At 46.0% G+C, this 18,360-nt stretch carries 16 protein-coding genes; 2 read left to right on the forward strand and 14 right to left on the reverse strand.

Annotated features, from left to right (window positions below):
* Window positions 1-3: 3 nt before the first annotated feature.
* Both C2745_RS05245 and C2745_RS05250 read right to left on the reverse strand, forming a co-directional pair.
* Window positions 4-1,095, reverse strand: a complete 1,092-nt coding sequence (locus C2745_RS05245) for a tartrate dehydrogenase (RefSeq protein ID WP_305848886.1) — start codon at window positions 1,093-1,095, stop codon at window positions 4-6.
* 61 nt (window positions 1,096-1,156) lie between these two features.
* Entirely contained in the window at window positions 1,157-1,819 is a 663-nt protein-coding gene (locus tag C2745_RS05250) for a SprT family zinc-dependent metalloprotease (protein ID WP_215383346.1), read from the reverse strand.
* 78 nt (window positions 1,820-1,897) lie between these two features.
* Here C2745_RS05250 and C2745_RS05255 point away from each other — a divergent pair, with 78 nt between their 5' ends.
* Window positions 1,898-3,208, forward strand: coding sequence for an amidase (locus tag C2745_RS05255; RefSeq protein WP_215383347.1), 1,311 nt, complete (start codon window positions 1,898-1,900; stop codon window positions 3,206-3,208).
* A gap of 21 nt (window positions 3,209-3,229) precedes the next feature.
* Here the strand turns inward: C2745_RS05255 and C2745_RS05260 are convergent, their stop codons facing one another.
* Together C2745_RS05260 and C2745_RS05265 are read right to left on the reverse strand one after the other, a co-directional pair.
* The gene (locus C2745_RS05260) at window positions 3,230-4,207 is read right to left on the reverse strand and encodes a tripartite tricarboxylate transporter substrate binding protein (protein ID WP_215383348.1); all 978 of its coding nucleotides are present in this window, start codon (window positions 4,205-4,207) and stop codon (window positions 3,230-3,232) included.
* A 35-nt stretch (window positions 4,208-4,242) separates the two neighbouring features.
* Window positions 4,243-5,364, reverse strand: a complete 1,122-nt coding sequence (locus C2745_RS05265; RefSeq protein ID WP_215383349.1) for an NADH:flavin oxidoreductase/NADH oxidase — start codon at window positions 5,362-5,364, stop codon at window positions 4,243-4,245.
* A gap of 165 nt (window positions 5,365-5,529) precedes the next feature.
* Here C2745_RS05265 and C2745_RS05270 point away from each other — a divergent pair, with 165 nt between their 5' ends.
* Window positions 5,530-7,050: a CoA-acylating methylmalonate-semialdehyde dehydrogenase gene (locus C2745_RS05270; protein WP_215383350.1), complete on the forward strand. Its 1,521-nt coding sequence runs from the start codon at window positions 5,530-5,532 to the stop codon at window positions 7,048-7,050.
* Window positions 7,051-7,128: 78 nt separating this feature from the next.
* Here C2745_RS05270 and C2745_RS05275 read toward each other — a convergent pair whose 3' ends face one another.
* From C2745_RS05275 to nuoG, 10 genes are all read right to left on the reverse strand, one after another.
* On the reverse strand, window positions 7,129-7,590 hold the full coding sequence (locus tag C2745_RS05275) for a DUF1178 family protein (RefSeq protein WP_251368292.1): 462 nt from the start codon (window positions 7,588-7,590) through the stop codon (window positions 7,129-7,131).
* A gap of 92 nt (window positions 7,591-7,682) precedes the next feature.
* Window positions 7,683-8,282 carry an NUDIX domain-containing protein gene (locus tag C2745_RS05280; RefSeq protein ID WP_215383352.1) on the reverse strand — a complete coding sequence of 200 codons (600 nt, stop codon included), beginning with the start codon at window positions 8,280-8,282 and terminating at the stop codon, window positions 7,683-7,685.
* A gap of 115 nt (window positions 8,283-8,397) precedes the next feature.
* On the reverse strand, window positions 8,398-9,897 hold the full coding sequence (gene nuoN, locus C2745_RS05285; protein ID WP_215383353.1) for an NADH-quinone oxidoreductase subunit NuoN: 1,500 nt from the start codon (window positions 9,895-9,897) through the stop codon (window positions 8,398-8,400).
* Between the two features lie 10 nt (window positions 9,898-9,907).
* Complete coding sequence (locus C2745_RS05290; RefSeq protein ID WP_215383354.1) at window positions 9,908-11,374, reverse strand: NADH-quinone oxidoreductase subunit M; 1,467 nt, start codon at window positions 11,372-11,374, stop codon at window positions 9,908-9,910.
* Window positions 11,375-11,398: 24 nt separating this feature from the next.
* Window positions 11,399-13,456 carry an NADH-quinone oxidoreductase subunit L gene (gene nuoL / locus C2745_RS05295; protein ID WP_215383355.1) on the reverse strand — a complete coding sequence of 686 codons (2,058 nt, stop codon included), beginning with the start codon at window positions 13,454-13,456 and terminating at the stop codon, window positions 11,399-11,401.
* Between the two features lie 2 nt (window positions 13,457-13,458).
* A complete protein-coding gene (gene nuoK / locus C2745_RS05300) occupies window positions 13,459-13,767 on the reverse strand; it encodes an NADH-quinone oxidoreductase subunit NuoK (RefSeq protein WP_128113589.1) in 309 nt (102 codons plus the stop codon).
* Entirely contained in the window at window positions 13,764-14,411 is a 648-nt protein-coding gene (locus tag C2745_RS05305; protein WP_215383356.1) for an NADH-quinone oxidoreductase subunit J, read from the reverse strand. Before C2745_RS05305 ends, nuoK begins: the two co-directional genes overlap by 4 nt.
* Window positions 14,412-14,431: 20 nt before the next feature.
* A complete protein-coding gene (nuoI, locus tag C2745_RS05310) occupies window positions 14,432-14,923 on the reverse strand; it encodes an NADH-quinone oxidoreductase subunit NuoI (RefSeq protein ID WP_128113591.1) in 492 nt (163 codons plus the stop codon).
* An 11-nt stretch (window positions 14,924-14,934) separates the two neighbouring features.
* Complete coding sequence (gene nuoH, locus C2745_RS05315; protein ID WP_215383357.1) at window positions 14,935-16,008, reverse strand: NADH-quinone oxidoreductase subunit NuoH; 1,074 nt, start codon at window positions 16,006-16,008, stop codon at window positions 14,935-14,937.
* A gap of 8 nt (window positions 16,009-16,016) precedes the next feature.
* On the reverse strand, window positions 16,017-18,332 hold the full coding sequence (gene nuoG / locus C2745_RS05320; protein WP_215385629.1) for an NADH-quinone oxidoreductase subunit NuoG: 2,316 nt from the start codon (window positions 18,330-18,332) through the stop codon (window positions 16,017-16,019).
* Between the last annotated feature and the right edge of the window lie 28 nt (window positions 18,333-18,360).

An 18,360-nucleotide genomic window follows, 5' to 3' on the forward strand; every position in this document is an offset into this window, starting at 1 on the left:
ACATCAAACGGCTGCGGCGATTGCCTTGCCTAAGTCATCTGTTTTAGCTGTTCCACCTAAGTCAGGAGTTAATGGGGAGTGTCCCGGGCCAGAGGCCAATACTTTTTCAATGGCCGAGAATATAGCGGCGCCCGCTTCGGGATAACCAAGGTGATCGAGCATCATCGCCCCACTCCAAATCTGGCCGATTGGATTGGCAATCATCTTGCCGTAAATATCGGGGGCAGATCCATGAACTGGCTCAAACAGCGATGGGAACTTACCTTCAGGATTAATACTTCCAGATGGTGCAACGGCGATCGTTCCTGTGCAAGCTGGACCTAAGTCAGAAAGAATATCGCCAAACAAGTTGCTTGCAACAACCACATCAAAGCGATCAGGGTTCATGACAAAATGGGCGGCCAAAATATCGATATGGTATTTGTCCGTTCTTACGTCGGAAAACTTTTTGGACATCGCCTCTACGCGCTCATCCCAATATGGCATCGTGATAGCAATACCATTTGATTTGGTTGCAGAAGTGAGGTGTTTCTTAGGGCGGCTCTGGGCCAAATCAAAAGCGTATTGCAAAATTCTATCTACGCCTTGACGCGTAAAGATGGATTCCTGAATCACAAACTCACGGTCAGTGTCTGGGAACATTTTTCCGCCAACGCTAGAGTATTCACCTTCTGTATTCTCACGAACTACAAAGAAATCGATATCGCCTGGTTTGCGATTTGCCAATGGGCAAGGAACGCCTGGAAGCAAACGTACCGGACGCAAGTTCACATACTGATCAAATCCGCGACGGAATTGAATTAAGCTTCCCCACAACGATACGTGGTCAGGAAGAATGTTTGGCATACCAACAGCGCCGAAGAAGATGGCGTCATACTTCATCAAGGTGTCGAACCAGTCATCCGGCATCATCTTGCCGTGCTTTAGATAGTAGTCGCAGCTCGCAAAATCAAAGTGATCGAACTGCATGCCAATATTAAATTTACGATTAGCAGCCTCTAGTGCGCGCAGACCTTCAGGCATCACTTCTTTACCAATACCATCTCCCGGTATCACAGCGATCTTTGGATTTTTAAATATTTTTTTGGCGTTCATAAAGGTATTGTCTCGAATGAATGGTTATTGTTTTGAAAATGCTATTTTACTAATATTAAAACTAGCTAATTGCCCTGCGGATCTCGTCAGGCGCTGATTTTCCGCCCTTACCTACAGATTCGCTGTCATAGTCTGTTGTGTTTTCAATCGTCTCAGGCACAGCCTCTAGCATGCGAATATTGTCCTTGGGACAAATTGGCGCGCCATAACTAGCCCACTTTTTAAGTAAAGTGACCTCATAGCCACATTGGCCGCATTTAGCCTTACTTCGACTGGCATTGCTAGGTCTAGGTGGCGGAAAAACGATAGCTTGATGTGGATACGGTCCCAGCTCCTGGCTAATCATCATGAGCTTTACCGTAAGCTCCTCCGTCGCATGAGCCATTCTTGCAGGACCTTCAAGACCAACCGTCTGCGCAATGCCTTTGAAATCCTCGCCGTGACCGCTAAAACAATCATCGACCGCATGACATAACTCGTGAACCAAGGTATCGAGCAGTTGTACAGGCTCATCTAATTTTGGGGAGATAAAGATCTCATTGACACCACCACCAGAGCGCTCCCTAGGCCAGCATTGCCCTAAGGTTGTTCTGGGGCTACTAGAGGCCGGAAAACCGCATGAAACTCTCACTGGAGGGATCGCATAACCCGCCTTTGAAAATACTGGCTCTAGGTGTCTGACAGCGTCTTCTAGCCAGGCTTCACGTACTGTGTGTTGCTTCATATTGCATCTCTTTAAATACAGGTCTAAGACATAAAACGGTAAATTGCGATCATACGCCACCATCAGTAGAATGAGCTGATGAAAGACCTAGAGAGCCTGAGCGCTACCCAAGCCATTCACGCCTTAGCCAGGAGGGAAATTAAGGCCTCAGACCTTCTTTTATCCTGTTTAGACCGCATAGGCCAAAAAGAGAGTCTGGTGAAGGCCTGGGCAAGCCTGGGTAAGGAAAACGCCCTATCCCGCGCTAAAACGCTAGATAAGGGCACTGTAAAGGGCCTATTGCATGGCCTACCTATTGGGGTCAAAGATCTTTATGACACCTATGACCTCCCAACGGCATATGGATCGCCCATATACGCAAATCACTACCCTGCTACGGATGCTGTATCCATTGCATTGATGCGGCAAGCGGGCGGAATTATTCTTGGAAAAACCAAGACCACTGAATTTGCATCCTTTAAGCCCAGCCAGACAACCAACCCCCACAATCCTTCACATACGCCCGGCGGATCATCTAGCGGCTCTGCAGCTGCAGTGGCAGATTTTATGATTCCTTTGGCTACAGGTAGCCAAACCGCTGGTTCAATTATTCGCCCCGCTTCATTTTGTGGTGTCGTTGGTTTTAAACCTAGCCTCGGAAAAATTAGCATCGCAGGTGTCAAAAGCCTGTCGATCTCTTTAGACACCATGGGATGTTTTGGCAGAACTGTTGAAGATGTTGCGCTAGGTGTAGCGGTCATGAGTGGTGATCATGCTATGGCAAAGGTTCAAGAACTACACAATAAACCGCGCATTGCCATATGCAAAACTTCATTATGGTCACTAGCAGGAAAAGAGACCGCCACTGCCTTAGCGGTTGCTCGACATGCAGCTGAATCATTATGCAAGGGTTCCGTCTTTGACTTAGTTCTGCCCAAATCTTGCAATACCATTGATCAAGTTCAAACCCGCATCATGATCTCTGAAATGTCTCGCAGCCTAGCATTTGAAAAAAATCACTATGCTAAAAAATTAAGTGTGCAACTAATGAAGCAACTCGATGATGGCGCCGAAGTTTCATATGCACAATATGCGGCTGACCTTACATCTGCCATCGACGCAAAGGCATCTATTCAGAAATTATTCAATGACGAAGTCGATATCCTAATGGCGCCAAGTGCGCTTGGTGAGGCACCTCTAATTAAAGAAGGCACCGGAGACCCCATTTTTTGTAGAGGATGGACCTTATTGGGATTGCCTTGCATCAACATCAATGTCACAAGCGGACCAAATGGTTTGCCTGTTGGAGTGCAACTGATAGCTGGCCCTGGAAAAGATCATTTATTGCTCAGCACCGCAAGAGCGTTTGCAAGGGCATTGCCTGACCCCGTTTTGCGAGATCAGGCGTAACACTTTGTCTCGAAAAAGAGATTAGTCCAAAGTAATATTTGCGGATTTAATTGCCTTGTTCCAATAAGGCAATTCTTTCTTCACAAGAGCATCGGTAGCGGCTGGAGTCAGGTAGCGCAACTCTACGCCAGCGGCATCAGCGCGCTCTTTAATTTCTGGCAAGGACAAACTTTTCTTTACAGAAGCGGTTAATTTATTCACGATTGGAGCCGGCGTACCCGCAGGCGCGAATAATGCCACCCAAGACTCTAGTTGAAATGAAGGTAAGCCGGCTTCTGCTGTTGTGGGCACATTAGGCATCCCAGGATGACGGTTTTTACCTGTCACTGCAAGACCTTTGAGCTTGCCGCTTTGAACGTGCTGCATCAATGAAGGTGGCGTACTGATAAATACCTGGACCTGTCCAGCAAGCACGTCTTGAATCGCGGGGCCAGAGCCTTTATAAGGAACGTGCACCATATCAACACCAGTAGTTTGCTTAAACATCTCGGTACCAATATGCGATACAGAACCGTTACCCTGTGAGGCGTAATTTAATTTCCCTGGGTTTGCCTTTGCATAAGCTATGAATTCTTTTAAATTATTCACTGGCACAGATGGATGAACAGCGATGACATTAGTAGAGACAGTTAATAACGCAATTGGTGAAAAATCTTTAATCGGATCCCAAGGAAGTTTATCCATTAAGGCTGGGTTTCCTACGTGATAACCAGAATAGGAAATTAATAACGTATAGCCATCAGGCTTAGCATTAGCAACATACTGATACGCAATATTGCCACTTGCACCCGGCTTGTTATCAACCACTACCGTCTGACCGATAACTCTAGATAATGGCTCGCTTAATAGTCGCGCTGAGGTATCAACCAAACCACCTGGTGGATTAGGAACTACCAAAGTAATGGGCTTATCTGGATAGGTTTGTGCGCTTAGGATTTGAGTGCACGCAGCAAAGACAAAGCCAACTACCAGCTTATGCGAAAGGTGAAGTTTTTTCATTCCAGGCTCCTGTATATTTTTTAGTTATTTGTAATTTATCTTTGCCCAACTTTAACGCTTCCAAATACAGCTTGCGCTTCTCTGGGTAGACAGCGCCAATAACGCTCATTACCAACGACAGTACCATCTAAAGCTGCGGCAGCTTCCCAGGCCCAACGTGGCTTATAAAGAAATGCTCTTGCCAATGCAATGAGATCCGCATCGCCCTGCTGCAAAATTTCTTCTGCCTGATGTGGGTCCGTAATTAATCCAACCGTCATAGTTGGCAAACCTGATTGGTCTTTCACAATCTTTGCAAAGGGAACCTGATAGTTTGGCCCAATAGCTATTTTTTGCTTAGGCGAAATACCGCCTGAAGAAATGTGCACAAAATCGCATCCGAGTGGTTTTAACTGTTTTGCAAATTGCGCAGTTTCCTCTGGGGTCCAACCACCCTCAATCCAATCGCTTGCTGAAATTCGAATGCCTAAGACGCCTTGATAGGCTTTGCGTACCGCTGCAAAGAGCTCAAGCGGAAAGCGAATGCGGTTTTCGAAGGGGCCGCCATATTCATCAGTTCTTTGATTGGCTATTGGTGATAGAAATTGATGCAATAAGTAGCCATGAGCACCATGAAGCTCTATACCATCAATACCAATTCGTTCAGTACGAATAGCTGCCATAACAAATGCATCGATGATTTCCTGTAGTTGATCTTTAGTGAGCTCGTGTGGCAAGCGTTCACCGTCAAGCTGAGGAATGGCTGAAGGCGCTAAAGTTTCCCAACCGCCTTGTTCAGCCGGCAACAACTGTCCACCATCCCAAGGGGTAGCACTTGAAGCCTTACGCCCTGCATGTGCCAATTGGATAAACACAGGTGTTGTAGGCGCCAATTTACGAGCGCGGGTTAACTTATCCTTTAAGGCGGCCTCAGTGCGGTCATCCCATAAGCCTAAACAGGCGGGTGTAATACGAGCCTCAGGGGTAACGCCTGTAGCCTCAATAATGAATAAAGCGGCCCCACCATTCAATAAATTACCCCAATGCATTAAATGCCAGTCAGTCGCCTCGCCATTATTTGCCGAATATTGGCACATTGGGGCAATCACAATACGGTTTGCCAGCTCCAAGGGGCCACGCGGAGAATTGAGGGTATAGCTTGAAAAGAGGAGGCTCATGAAATGCCTTAAAAGTCCAAAAAAGGGGTCAAAAATACGAAAATTACCGTTAAGCGATAGAATACTTAAAAAGCAGAATAAACGAGACAGCGAAGTCGTGCAGACCACCAGGTTAAGCGGCTTTTTTTGATAAATATCGATACACACTACTCAATATAAGAGACTATGAACGCACCTCAAGCCTTTGAATCTAAAGAAGATATTGGCCACTACGTTGGCGGCACTGTACTGAACCCCAAGGATGGACGCTTTGCGGACGTCTATAACCCAGCCAAAGGCGCTGTTGCCCGTCGCGTTGCCCTTGCAAGTCGCAAAGATGTCGACTCTGCTGTAGCAGTTGCTCAGAAGGCTTTTTTGACCTGGAGTCAAACTAGCCCCCTGCGCCGCGCTCGCATCATGTTCAAGTATCTCGAATTACTCAACGCTAACCGTGATGAGCTTGCCGCAATCATTACTGCTGAACATGGCAAAGTTTTTACCGACGCCCAAGGTGAGGTTACGCGTGGAATTGAAATCGTTGAATTTGCAACTGGCATTCCAGAGTTACTCAAAGGTGAATATACCGAACAAGTTTCAACTGATATTGATAACTGGGTAATGCGTCAGCCTTTAGGCGTAGTTGCAGGCATCACGCCATTTAACTTCCCCGTCATGGTTCCTATGTGGATGTTCCCAATGGCAATTGCCTGCGGCAATACTTTCATCCTCAAGCCAAGCCCTACCGACCCATCCGCATCATTGTTTATGGCCAAACTCTTAAAAGAAGCCGGTCTTCCGGATGGCGTATTTAATGTGGTGCAAGGCGATAAAGAAGCTGTTGATGCCTTGATTGAAAATCCAGATGTAAAAGCAATTAGCTTTGTTGGATCAACCCCTATTGCAAACTACATCTACGAACGTTGCGCCCATTTTGGCAAACGCTCGCAAGCATTGGGCGGCGCCAAGAATCACATGGTCATCATGCCTGATGCCGACATAGATAAAGCCATTGATGCTTTGGTGGGTGCCGCTTATGGTTCTGCCGGCGAGCGCTGCATGGCAATTTCAGTTGCAGTACTAGTAGGCGACGTTGCTGAAAAAATTATGCCTAAACTGATTGAGCGCACCAAAACACTCAAAGTTAAAAACGGCATGGAATTAGACGCTGAAATGGGCCCAATCGTTACAAAGGCTGCTTTAGAGCGCATTACCGGATACATTGATAACGGCGTTGCATCAGGAGCAAAACTCTTGGTTGATGGCCGCGGACTAAAAGTACCTGGCTGTGAAAATGGATTCTTCTTGGGCGGCACCCTATTCGATGGCGTTACTCCAGATATGAAGATCTATCTCGAAGAAATCTTTGGACCAGTTCTGTCTTGCTTACGCGTTGCCAACTTTACTGAGGCTTTGAATCTCGTGAACTCTTGTGAATACGGCAACGGTGTTGCTTGCTTTACAAGTGACGGAAACATTGCCCGCGAATTTGCTCGTCGTGTTCAAGTAGGTATGGTTGGTATTAACGTACCTATTCCTGTGCCAATGGCTTGGCACGGCTTTGGCGGCTGGAAGAAATCTCTCTTTGGCGATATGCATGCATATGGCAAAGAAGGTGTTCGCTTCTATACCAAGCAGAAGAGCGTAATGCAGCGTTGGCCTGAGAGCATTGCTAAGGGCGCAGAGTTTGTGATGCCAACCTCTAAGTGATGTTGGCTTGATACAAAAATAGCGATCTTCGGATCGCTATTTTTTTGCCCTCTTGAAGAGGCATTGATGTAAGGAGACTTATTGAAGGGTATTTTTTAAAGCCGGCATCAGAGGCATAGCCATCACTTCAATACCCTCATCCCTGAGAGCTTCCGCCTCATCCAAAGTAGTTTGACCGCGGATACTTCTCTCCGGGGATTCTTTGTAATGAATTTTTCTAGCTTCTTCAGCAAATGCAGTGCCAACATCTTCAGATTTACCCATCAAATCACGCATACCCTTGAGAAAAGCAGCTTGAACCTGAGCCTCCAGTTGAGAATGGTCATTACCCGTAAGGGCAACAACATCACCGCTGATGCTACCCATATCCGCCTTAGAAACAGTCAGTTCATTGGTGCCGCTAGATTTTGCAATATGTGGCGCTGAGGGCATGCGCGTGATTTCAGTGCTCTCACATACAGGGCAAGCAAGCATTCCACTATCTTGTTGATCAAGACAGTCCTGCTCTGAGGCAAACCATCCTTCAAAACGATGGTCCATGGGGCAAGCGAGGTTATAAACTTTCATAAAACGTATATATGGGCAAAATCATTAAATTCAATAGCCCTATTTTAATCGGGATTAACTTTCGACTATTTAATCGGGGTAGGCGTCACCAATCCACGACGATAGCGGTCCAGCCAATAGGCGGATATCGTGGTTTTTACATCGGTAATCTCACCCTCTTCGACCCAGGATATTAGCCGCTCAAGTGGGGCTGCAAATACGTCCAAAAACTCTTCATCATCCAGATGACTTTTTCCGGGAACTAAATCTTCAGCCAAATAGATATCAATCAATTCAGTTGAATATGAAATCACGGGATGAATGCGACGTATATAGCTCCACTTTCTAGCGGTATAACCAGTCTCCTCCTCGAGCTCACGTTGGGCACACAACAAATGATCCTCGCCAACCTCTAACTTTCCTGCGGGTATCTCAATGCATGCCTTAGCGATTGGATAGCGATATTGGCGCTCTAAAAGCACTCTGCCATCATCCAAGATTGCAACAATGGCCACAGCTCCTGGATGCGTTAAATACTCTCGCGTGGCTTCTTGTCCATCAGGCAATGAAACTGTATCGCGCTTCATGTGCAAAAAGATACCGCCGTAAATATCTTCTCCAGAGATACGCTCTTCTCTTAAGTGCTGGTCACCCGCCGGCAAATCTTCAAATGTTTTTTCAGCCATCAAATATCTCTTTAAAAGTAGGATGATTTATCTTATAAAAAGTAAGTGTCATTACGATGTCACAAATAATAAAGGCTCCACTTAGGAGCCTTTATATATACCGTTACCGCGGTCCTTAGGAGCCTAGTAATGTGCGACGCATTGCATCCAAGCATAGACTCATTAAGCCGGCGGGAACAATGCCAATCACCAGAACCAGAATGCTGTTTAGGCCTAGGATGCCTTTAGCAAAACCAGATCCAGAAACAGTGATCTCGTGTTCAGGCTCATCAAAATACATGACCTTCACAACACGAAGGTAGTAGAAAGCGCCAATCAAGGATGCAATCACAGCAATGATTGCCAAGAAGGTATGCTCCGCATCAACCAAAGCCTCAAGCACGCCTAATTTAGCTGCGAATCCAACAGTCGGCGGAATACCAGCCAATGAGAACATCATCACCAACCCAATAAATGCAAACCAGGGGTGCTTTTTATTAAGGCCTTTTAAGCCATCCAGCGTTTCGCAGTCATAACCCTTGCGAGATAAAACCATCAATAAACCGAACGTACCTAATGTTGTCAAAACATAGGTGATTGCATAGAACATAGATGCGCTAAATGCGTGATCATCGAATACCGACAACATACCTAATAAAACAAAGCCCATTTGTGCGATAGCTGAATAGGCCAACATACGCTTCACATTGGTTTGCGCAATCGCTGTAACGTTACCAACCACTAGAGATAGCAAAGCTAGTAATACCAACATTGGCTGCCAATCACCCATCAATGGCAATAAAGTATTTACGAGCAGGCGGAATAACAAAGCAAAAGCAGCCAACTTAGGTGCGGCAGCAATCATCAAAGTAACAGCTGTAGGAGCGCCTTGATAGACATCTGGCACCCACATATGGAAAGGTACGACACCTAGCTTAAACGCTAAGCCAGCAACAATAAACACCAAACCAAATGCCATTACCAAGTGATTTACACGTGGATCAGCAACTGCTTTGAAGATCTCAATCAGATCAAGCGAGCCAGTTACGCCATAAAGCATAGACATGCCATACAACAAGAAACCAGATGCCAAAGCGCCAAGGATGAAATACTTAATGCCGGCTTCAACGCTCTTTTCGCTGCTATGACGCATCGCTACCAAAGCGTATGTTGGCAATGCCATCAATTCCAGGCCAAGATACAAAGTTAAGAGATTGGCACCTGAAATTAAAACAAACTGACCGAGTAAAGCAAGCAACGCCAGAACAATAAAGTCAGGACGGAACAATGCGCGATCCATAAGGTATTGCTTGGAGTAAATCAAGCTAATCAATACCGCCACGCAAGAACAAGCTTTCAGCAAATTAGAGAATGGGTCTGACTGAAATAGGCCATTCATCGCCACTAGAGAGACGTCACCCATGCGTCCAATGAAGGCGAACGCCAGATAGCCCAGCAGAATGATCGAGAAAAAATATACAAATCCAACGCCGCGAGGGGTATGGAATATATCTTGTTCTACACCAGGAGTGGAAACCGCCCTCTCGCGCACATAAACACTAGCCACCAACAAAAGACAGGTGGCAACTAATAAAACGAGTTCCGGCAGGATGGCGTATAGGTCGAATGCTTGCATTTGCTTTTACTCAGAGTTTGCTAACAGCAACGTGCTGCAGCAGATTAATCACAGCAGGATGAATGATGTCGGTAAATGGTTTTGGATAAACGCCCATTCCAATCACGCAAACTGACAACACCACCATCATGAAATATTCGCGAGCATTGAGATCTTTGAGAACCTCAACATGCTTATTTGTTACGGCGCCGAAAAACACGCGCTTTACCATCCACAAGGAATACGCCGCGCCAAGTATCAGCGCTGTGGCTGCCAGGACACCGATAAAGAAATCGTAGTCAACTGCCGCCAAGATCACCATAAACTCGCCAACGAAACCAGAAGTGGCAGGCAGGCCGCAATTAGCCATCGCCATCAATACTGCAAATGCGGTAAATGCAGGCATGCGATGAACCACGCCGCCGTAATCTGCAATTTGACGTGTATGCATGCGGTCATACAAGACACCAATAGACAAGAACATTGCGCCGGCAACAAAGCCGTGTGAAATCATCTGCACAATGCCACCCTCTATTCCCAATGGGCTAAAGAGGAAGAAGCCAAGTGTTACAAAGCCCATATGCGCAACCGATGAATAAGCCACAAGCTTTTTCATATCTTTTTGCACTAAAGCTACCGCGCCAACATAGATAACGGCCACAAGCGATAGGAAGATAACAAACGGGCCTAAATACTGGCTAGCATCTGGTGCGATAGGCAATGAGAAGCGCAAGAAGCCATAGGCACCCAGCTTGAGCATGATTGCAGCCAAAACCACAGAGCCGCCTGTCGGCGCTTCAACGTGCACATCAGGCAACCATGTATGCAATGGCCACATTGGCACCTTTACAGCAAACGCCATAAAGAATGCGGCGAACAATAGGATTTGCTCTACGATATCAAGTCGTGCGTTCTGCCAAGCCAAAATGTCGAAGGTATTTGTAACGTTATACAAATACAACATAGCAACCAGTGTTAGTAATGAACCTAACAAGGTGTACAGGAAGAACTTAAATGCTGCGTAGATACGATTATGACCACCCCATACACCAATAATGATGTACATCGGGATCAATGTAGCCTCGAAGAATACATAGAACAACAAAGCGTCTAGCGCGCAAAATACGCCGATCATTAATCCAGAGAGGATCATGAATGAAGCCATGTACTGCGAAACCTTGGTATCAATAACTTCCCAAGCTGCAATCACAACAATGATGTTGATGAAAGCGGTAAGGACGATAAACCAAACAGAGATTCCGTCGATACCTAGATAGTAGTTAATGTCGTAGCGCGGAATCCAACTTACCTTCTCAACAAACTGCATACCAGCGTTGGCTATATCAAAATTGATAACCAATGGAAGCGTGGCAATGAAACCAAGAACGGCGCCAACAAGCGCTAACCAGCGAACGCCGGCAGATGGTTTCTCAGACCCATAAAACAGAATAATGAGTCCAAAGAGAATCGGGGTCCAAATTGCGTAAGAAAGAATCATAGTGGCTACTTAAGTAACAAAGGCCTAGCGAACAAAAGGCAGGTAAGCATACAAAACCCAAGCCAGCAAAATCGCCAAGCCTGCAATCATTGCAAATGCGTAGTGATAGAGATAACCGGATTGCAAATGGCGAATAACACCAGCAAAGCGGCCTACAGAGTACGCGCTGCCGTTAACAAAGAATCCATCGATAACCTTTTGATCGCCACGATGCCATAAGAAGCTGCCAATCCAGATGAGCCCCTTTGCAAATACTGCTTGATTTAACTCATCAAGGTAGTACTTGTTATCAAATAATTTCTTGATTGGCGCAAAAGTCTCTGCAACCTTTGCTGGCAATTTAGGTGCCCATAGATAACCAACTGCAGCAGTTAATACACCAAGAACGACCAACAGCAATACTGGTGATGTGAATGCATGAATCGCCATTGCTACAGGACCGTGGAACTCATCTTCCAACTCTTTCATGACTGGGTGACGAGCCAGATCAATAAAGATGGAATCGCCAAAGTATGTACCGAACAACAATGGTGAGATTGTGTAGAAACCAATGATGACTGAAGGAATGGCCAAAAGGATTAAAGGCAATGTCACCACGAATGGTGATTCGTGCGGCTTTTGACCTGGAGCCAATCCATGATGAGCGTGGTCATCGCCCTGCTCTGCATGATCATGATGGTCGTGGGCATGTGAGTCAGCATGACCCCAGCGTGCTTTTCCGTGGAATACATAGAAGTAGAGACGGAAGGAATACAAAGCAGTTACAAATACACTGGCCATCACGGCAAAGTAGGCAAATCCAGAACCTGGAATATTGCTTGCAGCAACAGCTTCGATGATGGAATCTTTTGAATAGAAACCTGAAAAGAATGGCGTTCCAACTAGAGCCAAATTACCAAGCAGCATCATGAGGCAGGTAACTGGCATATATTTCCAAAGGCCGCCCATCTTGCGCATATCTTGTTCGTGGTGCATACCCAAAATGACGCTACCTGCAGCAAGGAACAACAGGGCCTTAAAGAATGCATGGGTCATCAAATGGAAGATTGCTACTGGGTAAGCAGAAACACCCAATGCAACAGTCATATAACCCAACTGGGACAAGGTTGAGTAAGCAACTACACGCTTGATATCGTTCTGGACGATGCCAAGGAACCCCATAAAGAGCGCAGTAATAGAGCCGATAACCAAGATAAAGCTCAACGCCGCATCTGAAAGCTCAAACAGTGGAGACATGCGTGACACCATAAAGATGCCGGCGGTAACCATGGTTGCAGCGTGAATCAATGCAGAAATTGGTGTTGGGCCTTCCATCGAGTCAGGCAACCAAACGTGAAGCGGAAACTGTGCAGACTTACCCATTGCGCCAATGAACAAGCAAATACAGGCAACCGTCATGAGGTTCCAGCTGGTACCGGGCAATGTTTGCGCCGCTAAAGCAGAGTTCTGAGCAAAGATCACGTCATATTGCATTGAACCAGTGCTGGCAAGCAAAATACCGATACCCAAAATGAAGCCAAAGTCACCGACGCGGTTAACTAGGAAAGCCTTCATATTGGCAAATACCGCAGATTGACGTTCAAAGTAAAAGCCAATCAGCAAATAAGAAACTACACCCACCGCTTCCCAGCCAAAGAAAAGCTGCAAGAGGTTGTTGCTCATTACGAGCATCAGCATGGCAAAAGTAAAGAGTGAGATGTATGAGAAGAAGCGGTTATAGCCCTCTTCCCCATGCATATAGCCAATGGTGTAGATGTGAACCATCAAAGACACGAAGGTCACAACGCACATCATGGTTGCCGTTAACGGATCAATTAAAAAGCCAATATCTAAATTGAGTTCACCCAACTGCATCCAGCGATAAACGGTTCCGTTGAAATAGAAGCCATCCATTACCTGAACGAGAACATTGCATGACAAAACAAAAGCAATCGTGACGCCCAAGATGGTCACAAATTGACTGGCGCCATGTCCAATGCGGTTACCGCCTAATTTGGTGCCAAAAAAGCCAGCAATCATTGAGCCAACTAATGGCGCCAACGGAATTGCACAGAGAACAGGGATATTTAAGGTCAATTGCATGACTAGCCTTTTAGGTGGTCAAGATCTTCGGCATTAATGGTGTCTACCTTACGGAAGAGCACAACCAAAATTGCCAAACCGATAGCTGCCTCAGCAGCCGCCACAGTCAAAATAAAGAATACGAATACTTGACCTGCCATATCACCCAAATAATGAGAGAAGGCAACAAAGTTCATGTTTACCGACAAGAGCATCAACTCAATTGCCATGAGCAGAACGATGACATTCTTACGATTTAAGAAAATACCAATCACGCTGGTGGCGAACAAAATCGCACCGAGCACTAAATAATGGGCGAGAGTGATATTCATTTCTTCTCTCCTCTTGTATCTTGCTTTGCAGCCATATCTGAACCCATCTTCACAATGCGCATACGATCTGCAGCAACCACATTCACTTGCTCATGGATATTCTGAGATTTTGAGTCTTTCCGATTGCGTAATGTCAAGGCAACAGCAGCAATGATGGCCACTAACAAGATCACACCAGCCACCTCAAAGGCATAAACATAATCAACAAAGATCAACATGCCCAAAGCTTGAGTATTGTTTGCCATTACCTCTTCCGGCATTGGTTGAACTGGTGCGTTAGTACCAATAAAGCTACGAATGATGACGATGGATAACTCCAACACAATCACTGCACCCATTAAAAACGCAACGGGTAAGAATTTTTTGAAATCTCGGCGTAGATGCTCTAAATCCAAATCCAACATCATCACAACGAATAAGAAGAGAACCATTACAGCGCCGACATAAACCAAAATTAAGGCCAAGCTCAAGAATTCTGCTTTAAGGAGCATCCAGAGACCGGATGCACAGAAGAAAGCCAATACGAGGAACAGCGCAGCGTGTACTGGGTTACGTGCAGTAATCACGCGCAATGCTGAAATCACCAGCAAACCAGCGAAACCGTAAAAGAAAACTGCGAATAATGTAGATGGATCGAATGTCATATTAGTTAAGCTCGATTCGATTAACGATAAGGTGCATCAACTGCACGGTTAGCGGCGATGTCTTTTTCATACTTGTCGCCGACTGCCAAGAGCATTTCTTTAGTGAAGTACAAATCGCCGCGTTTGTCGCCGAAATACTCAAAAATATTAGTTTCTACAATCGCATCAACCGGGCATGCTTCTTCGCAAAAGCCACAGAAAATACATTTAGTCAGATCAATGTCGTAGCGACTAGTACGACGTGTTCCGTCATCACGTTCTGCTGTTTCAATTGTGATGGCATACGCTGGACATACTGCCTCGCACAATTTACAGCCAATGCAACGCTCTTCGCCATTTTCATAACGACGTAGCGCATGCAATCCACGGAAACGATTAGACAAAGGAGTCTTTTCGTCAGGGTATTGAACAGTAATTTTTGGTTTAAAGAGATAGCGACCTGTAATAGACATACCAGTCAAAATATCTTTAAGCATCAAGCTATCGAGGAATTGGGAAATTTTCTTAAACATGATTGATCAACTTATTTCCAAATATTCCATGGGGATACAACCCATGCGCCGATAACAACCACCCAGAATACGGAGATGGGGATAAAGATCTTCCAGCCCAAACGCATGATTTGGTCATAGCGATAACGCGGCAATGTGGCACGCAACCAAATAACGCATGACAAAAGGAAGAAGGTTTTGCCAAACAGCCAGAAGAAACCTGGAATGTCGCGCAAGATAGGCAAATCAACAATTGGTAGCCAACCGCCCAAGAACATGATTGACGCTACAGCAGCAATCAAAATCATATTGGCGTATTCAGCTAGGAAGAACATCGCAAAAGACATGCCTGAGTACTCAACCATGTGTCCAGCAACAATCTCAGACTCACCTTCAACCACGTCAAATGGGTGACGGTTTGTTTCAGCTACACCGGAGATGAAGTAGATCAAGAACATTGGCAACAATGGGAGCCAGTTCCATGACAAGAAATTCAAGCCCATTCCCGCAAAGAAGCCCTGCTCCTGCGAGGCAACGATAGCGCTTAAATTCAAAGATCCAGAAGTCAGTAGTACAGTAACTAATGCAAAGCCCATAGCAATCTCATAGGAGATCATCTGAGCTGAAGCGCGCATTGCGCCAAGGAATGGGTATTTAGAGTTTGAAGACCAACCAGCCAAAATCACGCCATATACACCAATGGATGAAATGGCCATGATGTAAAGAAGTCCGGCATTGACATCAGCTAAAACCATCTTGGCTTGGAAAGGAATCACTGCCCACGCTGCAAACGCAGGCATGATCACCATGATTGGGGCAATGAAATACAGCACCTTGCTAGCTTGAGCCGGAGAAATGATCTCCTTCATCAAGAGCTTTAAGGCGTCTGCAATTGGCTGCAACAAACCTAATGGGCCGACGCGATTTGGCCCAAGACGAATATGCATCCAACCGATTAATTTTCTTTCCCACAGCGTTAAGTAGGCTACGCAGCCAAACATTGGCAATACGATGATGACGATACGTACCAATGCCCAAACCAATGGCCATAAAGAACCAAAGATAGCCTCGCCTTGGGTGGTAATGAGGTTCAAGAAATTATCCATCTCGTACCTTATGCCTTGCTTACAGTTACCGGACCAAACATCGATCCTAATTTCGCACTAGCCATAGTGCCAGCAGAAATTCTGATGGCGCCTGGCGCTAGATTTGCCTCTAATGTCGCAGGCATATCAACAGACTGTGAACCCTGAGTAACGCGCACTGCATCACCCTCCTTTAAGCCCAACTCTGTAAATGTGGTTTGATTCAATCCGGCTTGGTTTCCGCGCTTCGCATCACGTGTTAATTGCAATGCAGATGAACGACGCACAATTTGATCGCCAGAATAAATATTGACGTCGGCTACGCGCTCTAAACCACTATTAGCAATTGCATTGGCACCGGCAACAGAACTTGTCAAAGGTTGATTGCTGAGTCGAGTGCAATAGTTATCACCCAACGCCTCACCAAGCACTTCTTCTGGCGCATTAAACAAGAAACCATCTAAGCCTAAAAGTCCACCAAGAACTCTAAGCACTTTCCATGCCGGACGTGAATCACCCAAAGACTTAACAGCAGGTTGAATCGTTTGTGCTCTACCTTCTAGATTAACGAAAGTAGATACTGTTTCGGTAAATGTGGAGATTGGCAAAATGACATCAGCCACTTCCATCAAGTCAGCACTCTTATAAGCACTCAAAGCGATTACTGTGTTTGCTTTAGCTAAAGCAGCACGAGCAGCTACTGGATTTGGTAAGTCGGAGTCTGGTTCAATATTCATCAGCAGCACTGCACGGCGATCGCCAGACAACACTGATTCAACACCAGAGCCATTTGCATTTACCAAAGCAGCACCAACTGCGTTACCACCAACAGGCAAGAAACCAAAACTAGCACCTGTCTGCGCAGAAATAAATTGAGCCAGCACCTGAATGTCAGAGGCTTGTGGATGGGCAATAGCAGCAGATCCAAGCAACACTGAAACTGCAGAGCCTGAGAGTAGGCTATCAGCCAGTTTTTGAGCTTGCGCTGAAACGGTAACGTTAGGCGTACCAGATGGAGCAGATACAGATTTTGCCTTCGCAATCGCTAATGCAACCTCACTTAATGTATTGAGCCATGCGCTTGGAGCGGCAGCAATGGCGCTGCTTGAGATAAGCCAATCATCGCCACCAGCATCGATCCGAAGAACCTGCAGACCCCGCTTGCTAGCAGTACGAATACGGGCTGCTAATACTGGCTGCTCTTTACGTAAGAAGCTACCAATAATTAAAACGCGATCCAACTCATTTACTTTTGCGATTGACATACCTAGCCAAGGAGCGGCTGCTGCACCCTTAATATCGGTTTGACGCAAGCGAGTCTCAACTTGACTTGAGCCAATACCACGCACTAATTTTTGCAAGAGATGCAATTCTTCCGTGCTGGAAATTGGATGCGCTAAAGCGCCGATAGATTCAGGTCCGCTTTCAGCAGAAATTGTCTTCAAAGAGTGAGCAACGTAATCCAATGCTGACTGCCAGTCAGTCTCAAGCCACTGACCGCCCTGCTTAACCATAGGTGTTGTGACGCGATCAACACTGTTTAGGCCTTCATAGGAGAAACGATCACGATCGCTAATCCAGCATTCGTTAATTGCTTCGTTCTCCAAAGCAACTACGCGCATAACCTTATTCGCTTTTGTTTGTACCGTTGTATTAGCACCCAAGCTATCGTGTGGGCTTACAGAGCGCTTACGACCGAGCTCCCAAGTGCGAGCTTCATAACGGAACGGTTTGCTTGTTAATGCGCCAACTGGACATAAATCAATCATGTTTCCAGAAAGCTCTGAATCTACAGTCTGACCTACAAAGGTTGTGATCTCAGAATGTTCACCACGGTTAATCATGCCCAATTCCATTACGCCTGCAACTTCTTGGCCAAAGCGTACGCAACGGGTGCAGTGAATACAGCGTGTCATCTCCTGCATGGAGATCAAAGGGCCTACATTTTTATGAAATACAACACGCTTCTCTTCATCGTAGCGTGAATTGGACTTACCGTAACCAACTGCCAAGTCTTGTAATTGACACTCACCACCTTGGTCGCAAATTGGGCAATCCAAAGGATGGTTAATGAGCAAGAATTCCATCACGGAGCGTTGCGCTTCTACCGCTTTAGCAGAATGCGTAAACACCTTCATACCCTGAGTAACTGGAGTTGCGCATGCAGGTAATGGTTTAGGAGCCTTCTCTACTTCAACCAAACACATGCGGCAGTTAGCGGCGATAGACAACTTCTTGTGATAGCAGAAGTGAGGAACGTAGGTGCCAAGCTTATTCGCGGCATGCATCACCATCGAACCTTGCGGAACCTCTACTGCCTTACCATCTAATTCGATCTCTACCATGCTCACTTTAAGATATCCCGTGCTCTAA

The organism is Polynucleobacter sp. AP-Kolm-20A-A1 (assembly GCF_018688315.1).
Classification (GTDB): Bacteria; Pseudomonadota; Gammaproteobacteria; order Burkholderiales; family Burkholderiaceae; genus Polynucleobacter.

Coding starts and splice junctions, on each gene's coding strand:
- C2745_RS05280 (WP_215383352.1), bottom strand. CDS start 8,282: ATGGCTGAAAAAACATTTGAAGATTTGCCGGCGGGTGACCAGCACTTA.
- C2745_RS05245 (WP_305848886.1), bottom strand. CDS start 1,095: ATGAACGCCAAAAAAATATTTAAAAATCCAAAGATCGCTGTGATACCG.
- C2745_RS05270 (WP_215383350.1), top strand. CDS start 5,530: ATGAACGCACCTCAAGCCTTTGAATCTAAAGAAGATATTGGCCACTAC.
- nuoN (WP_215383353.1), bottom strand. CDS start 9,897: ATGCAAGCATTCGACCTATACGCCATCCTGCCGGAACTCGTTTTATTA.
- C2745_RS05290 (WP_215383354.1), bottom strand. CDS start 11,374: ATGATTCTTTCTTACGCAATTTGGACCCCGATTCTCTTTGGACTCATT.
- nuoI (WP_128113591.1), bottom strand. CDS start 14,923: ATGTTTAAGAAAATTTCCCAATTCCTCGATAGCTTGATGCTTAAAGAT.
- C2745_RS05305 (WP_215383356.1), bottom strand. CDS start 14,411: ATGACATTCGATCCATCTACATTATTCGCAGTTTTCTTTTACGGTTTC.
- nuoL (WP_215383355.1), bottom strand. CDS start 13,456: ATGCAATTGACCTTAAATATCCCTGTTCTCTGTGCAATTCCGTTGGCG.
- nuoG (WP_215385629.1), bottom strand. CDS start 18,332: ATGGTAGAGATCGAATTAGATGGTAAGGCAGTAGAGGTTCCGCAAGGT.
- C2745_RS05265 (WP_215383349.1), bottom strand. CDS start 5,364: ATGAGCCTCCTCTTTTCAAGCTATACCCTCAATTCTCCGCGTGGCCCC.
- C2745_RS05260 (WP_215383348.1), bottom strand. CDS start 4,207: ATGAAAAAACTTCACCTTTCGCATAAGCTGGTAGTTGGCTTTGTCTTT.
- C2745_RS05250 (WP_215383346.1), bottom strand. CDS start 1,819: ATGAAGCAACACACAGTACGTGAAGCCTGGCTAGAAGACGCTGTCAGA.
- C2745_RS05255 (WP_215383347.1), top strand. CDS start 1,898: ATGAAAGACCTAGAGAGCCTGAGCGCTACCCAAGCCATTCACGCCTTA.
- C2745_RS05275 (WP_251368292.1), bottom strand. CDS start 7,590: ATGGACCATCGTTTTGAAGGATGGTTTGCCTCAGAGCAGGACTGTCTT.
- nuoH (WP_215383357.1), bottom strand. CDS start 16,008: ATGGATAATTTCTTGAACCTCATTACCACCCAAGGCGAGGCTATCTTT.
- nuoK (WP_128113589.1), bottom strand. CDS start 13,767: ATGAATATCACTCTCGCCCATTATTTAGTGCTCGGTGCGATTTTGTTC.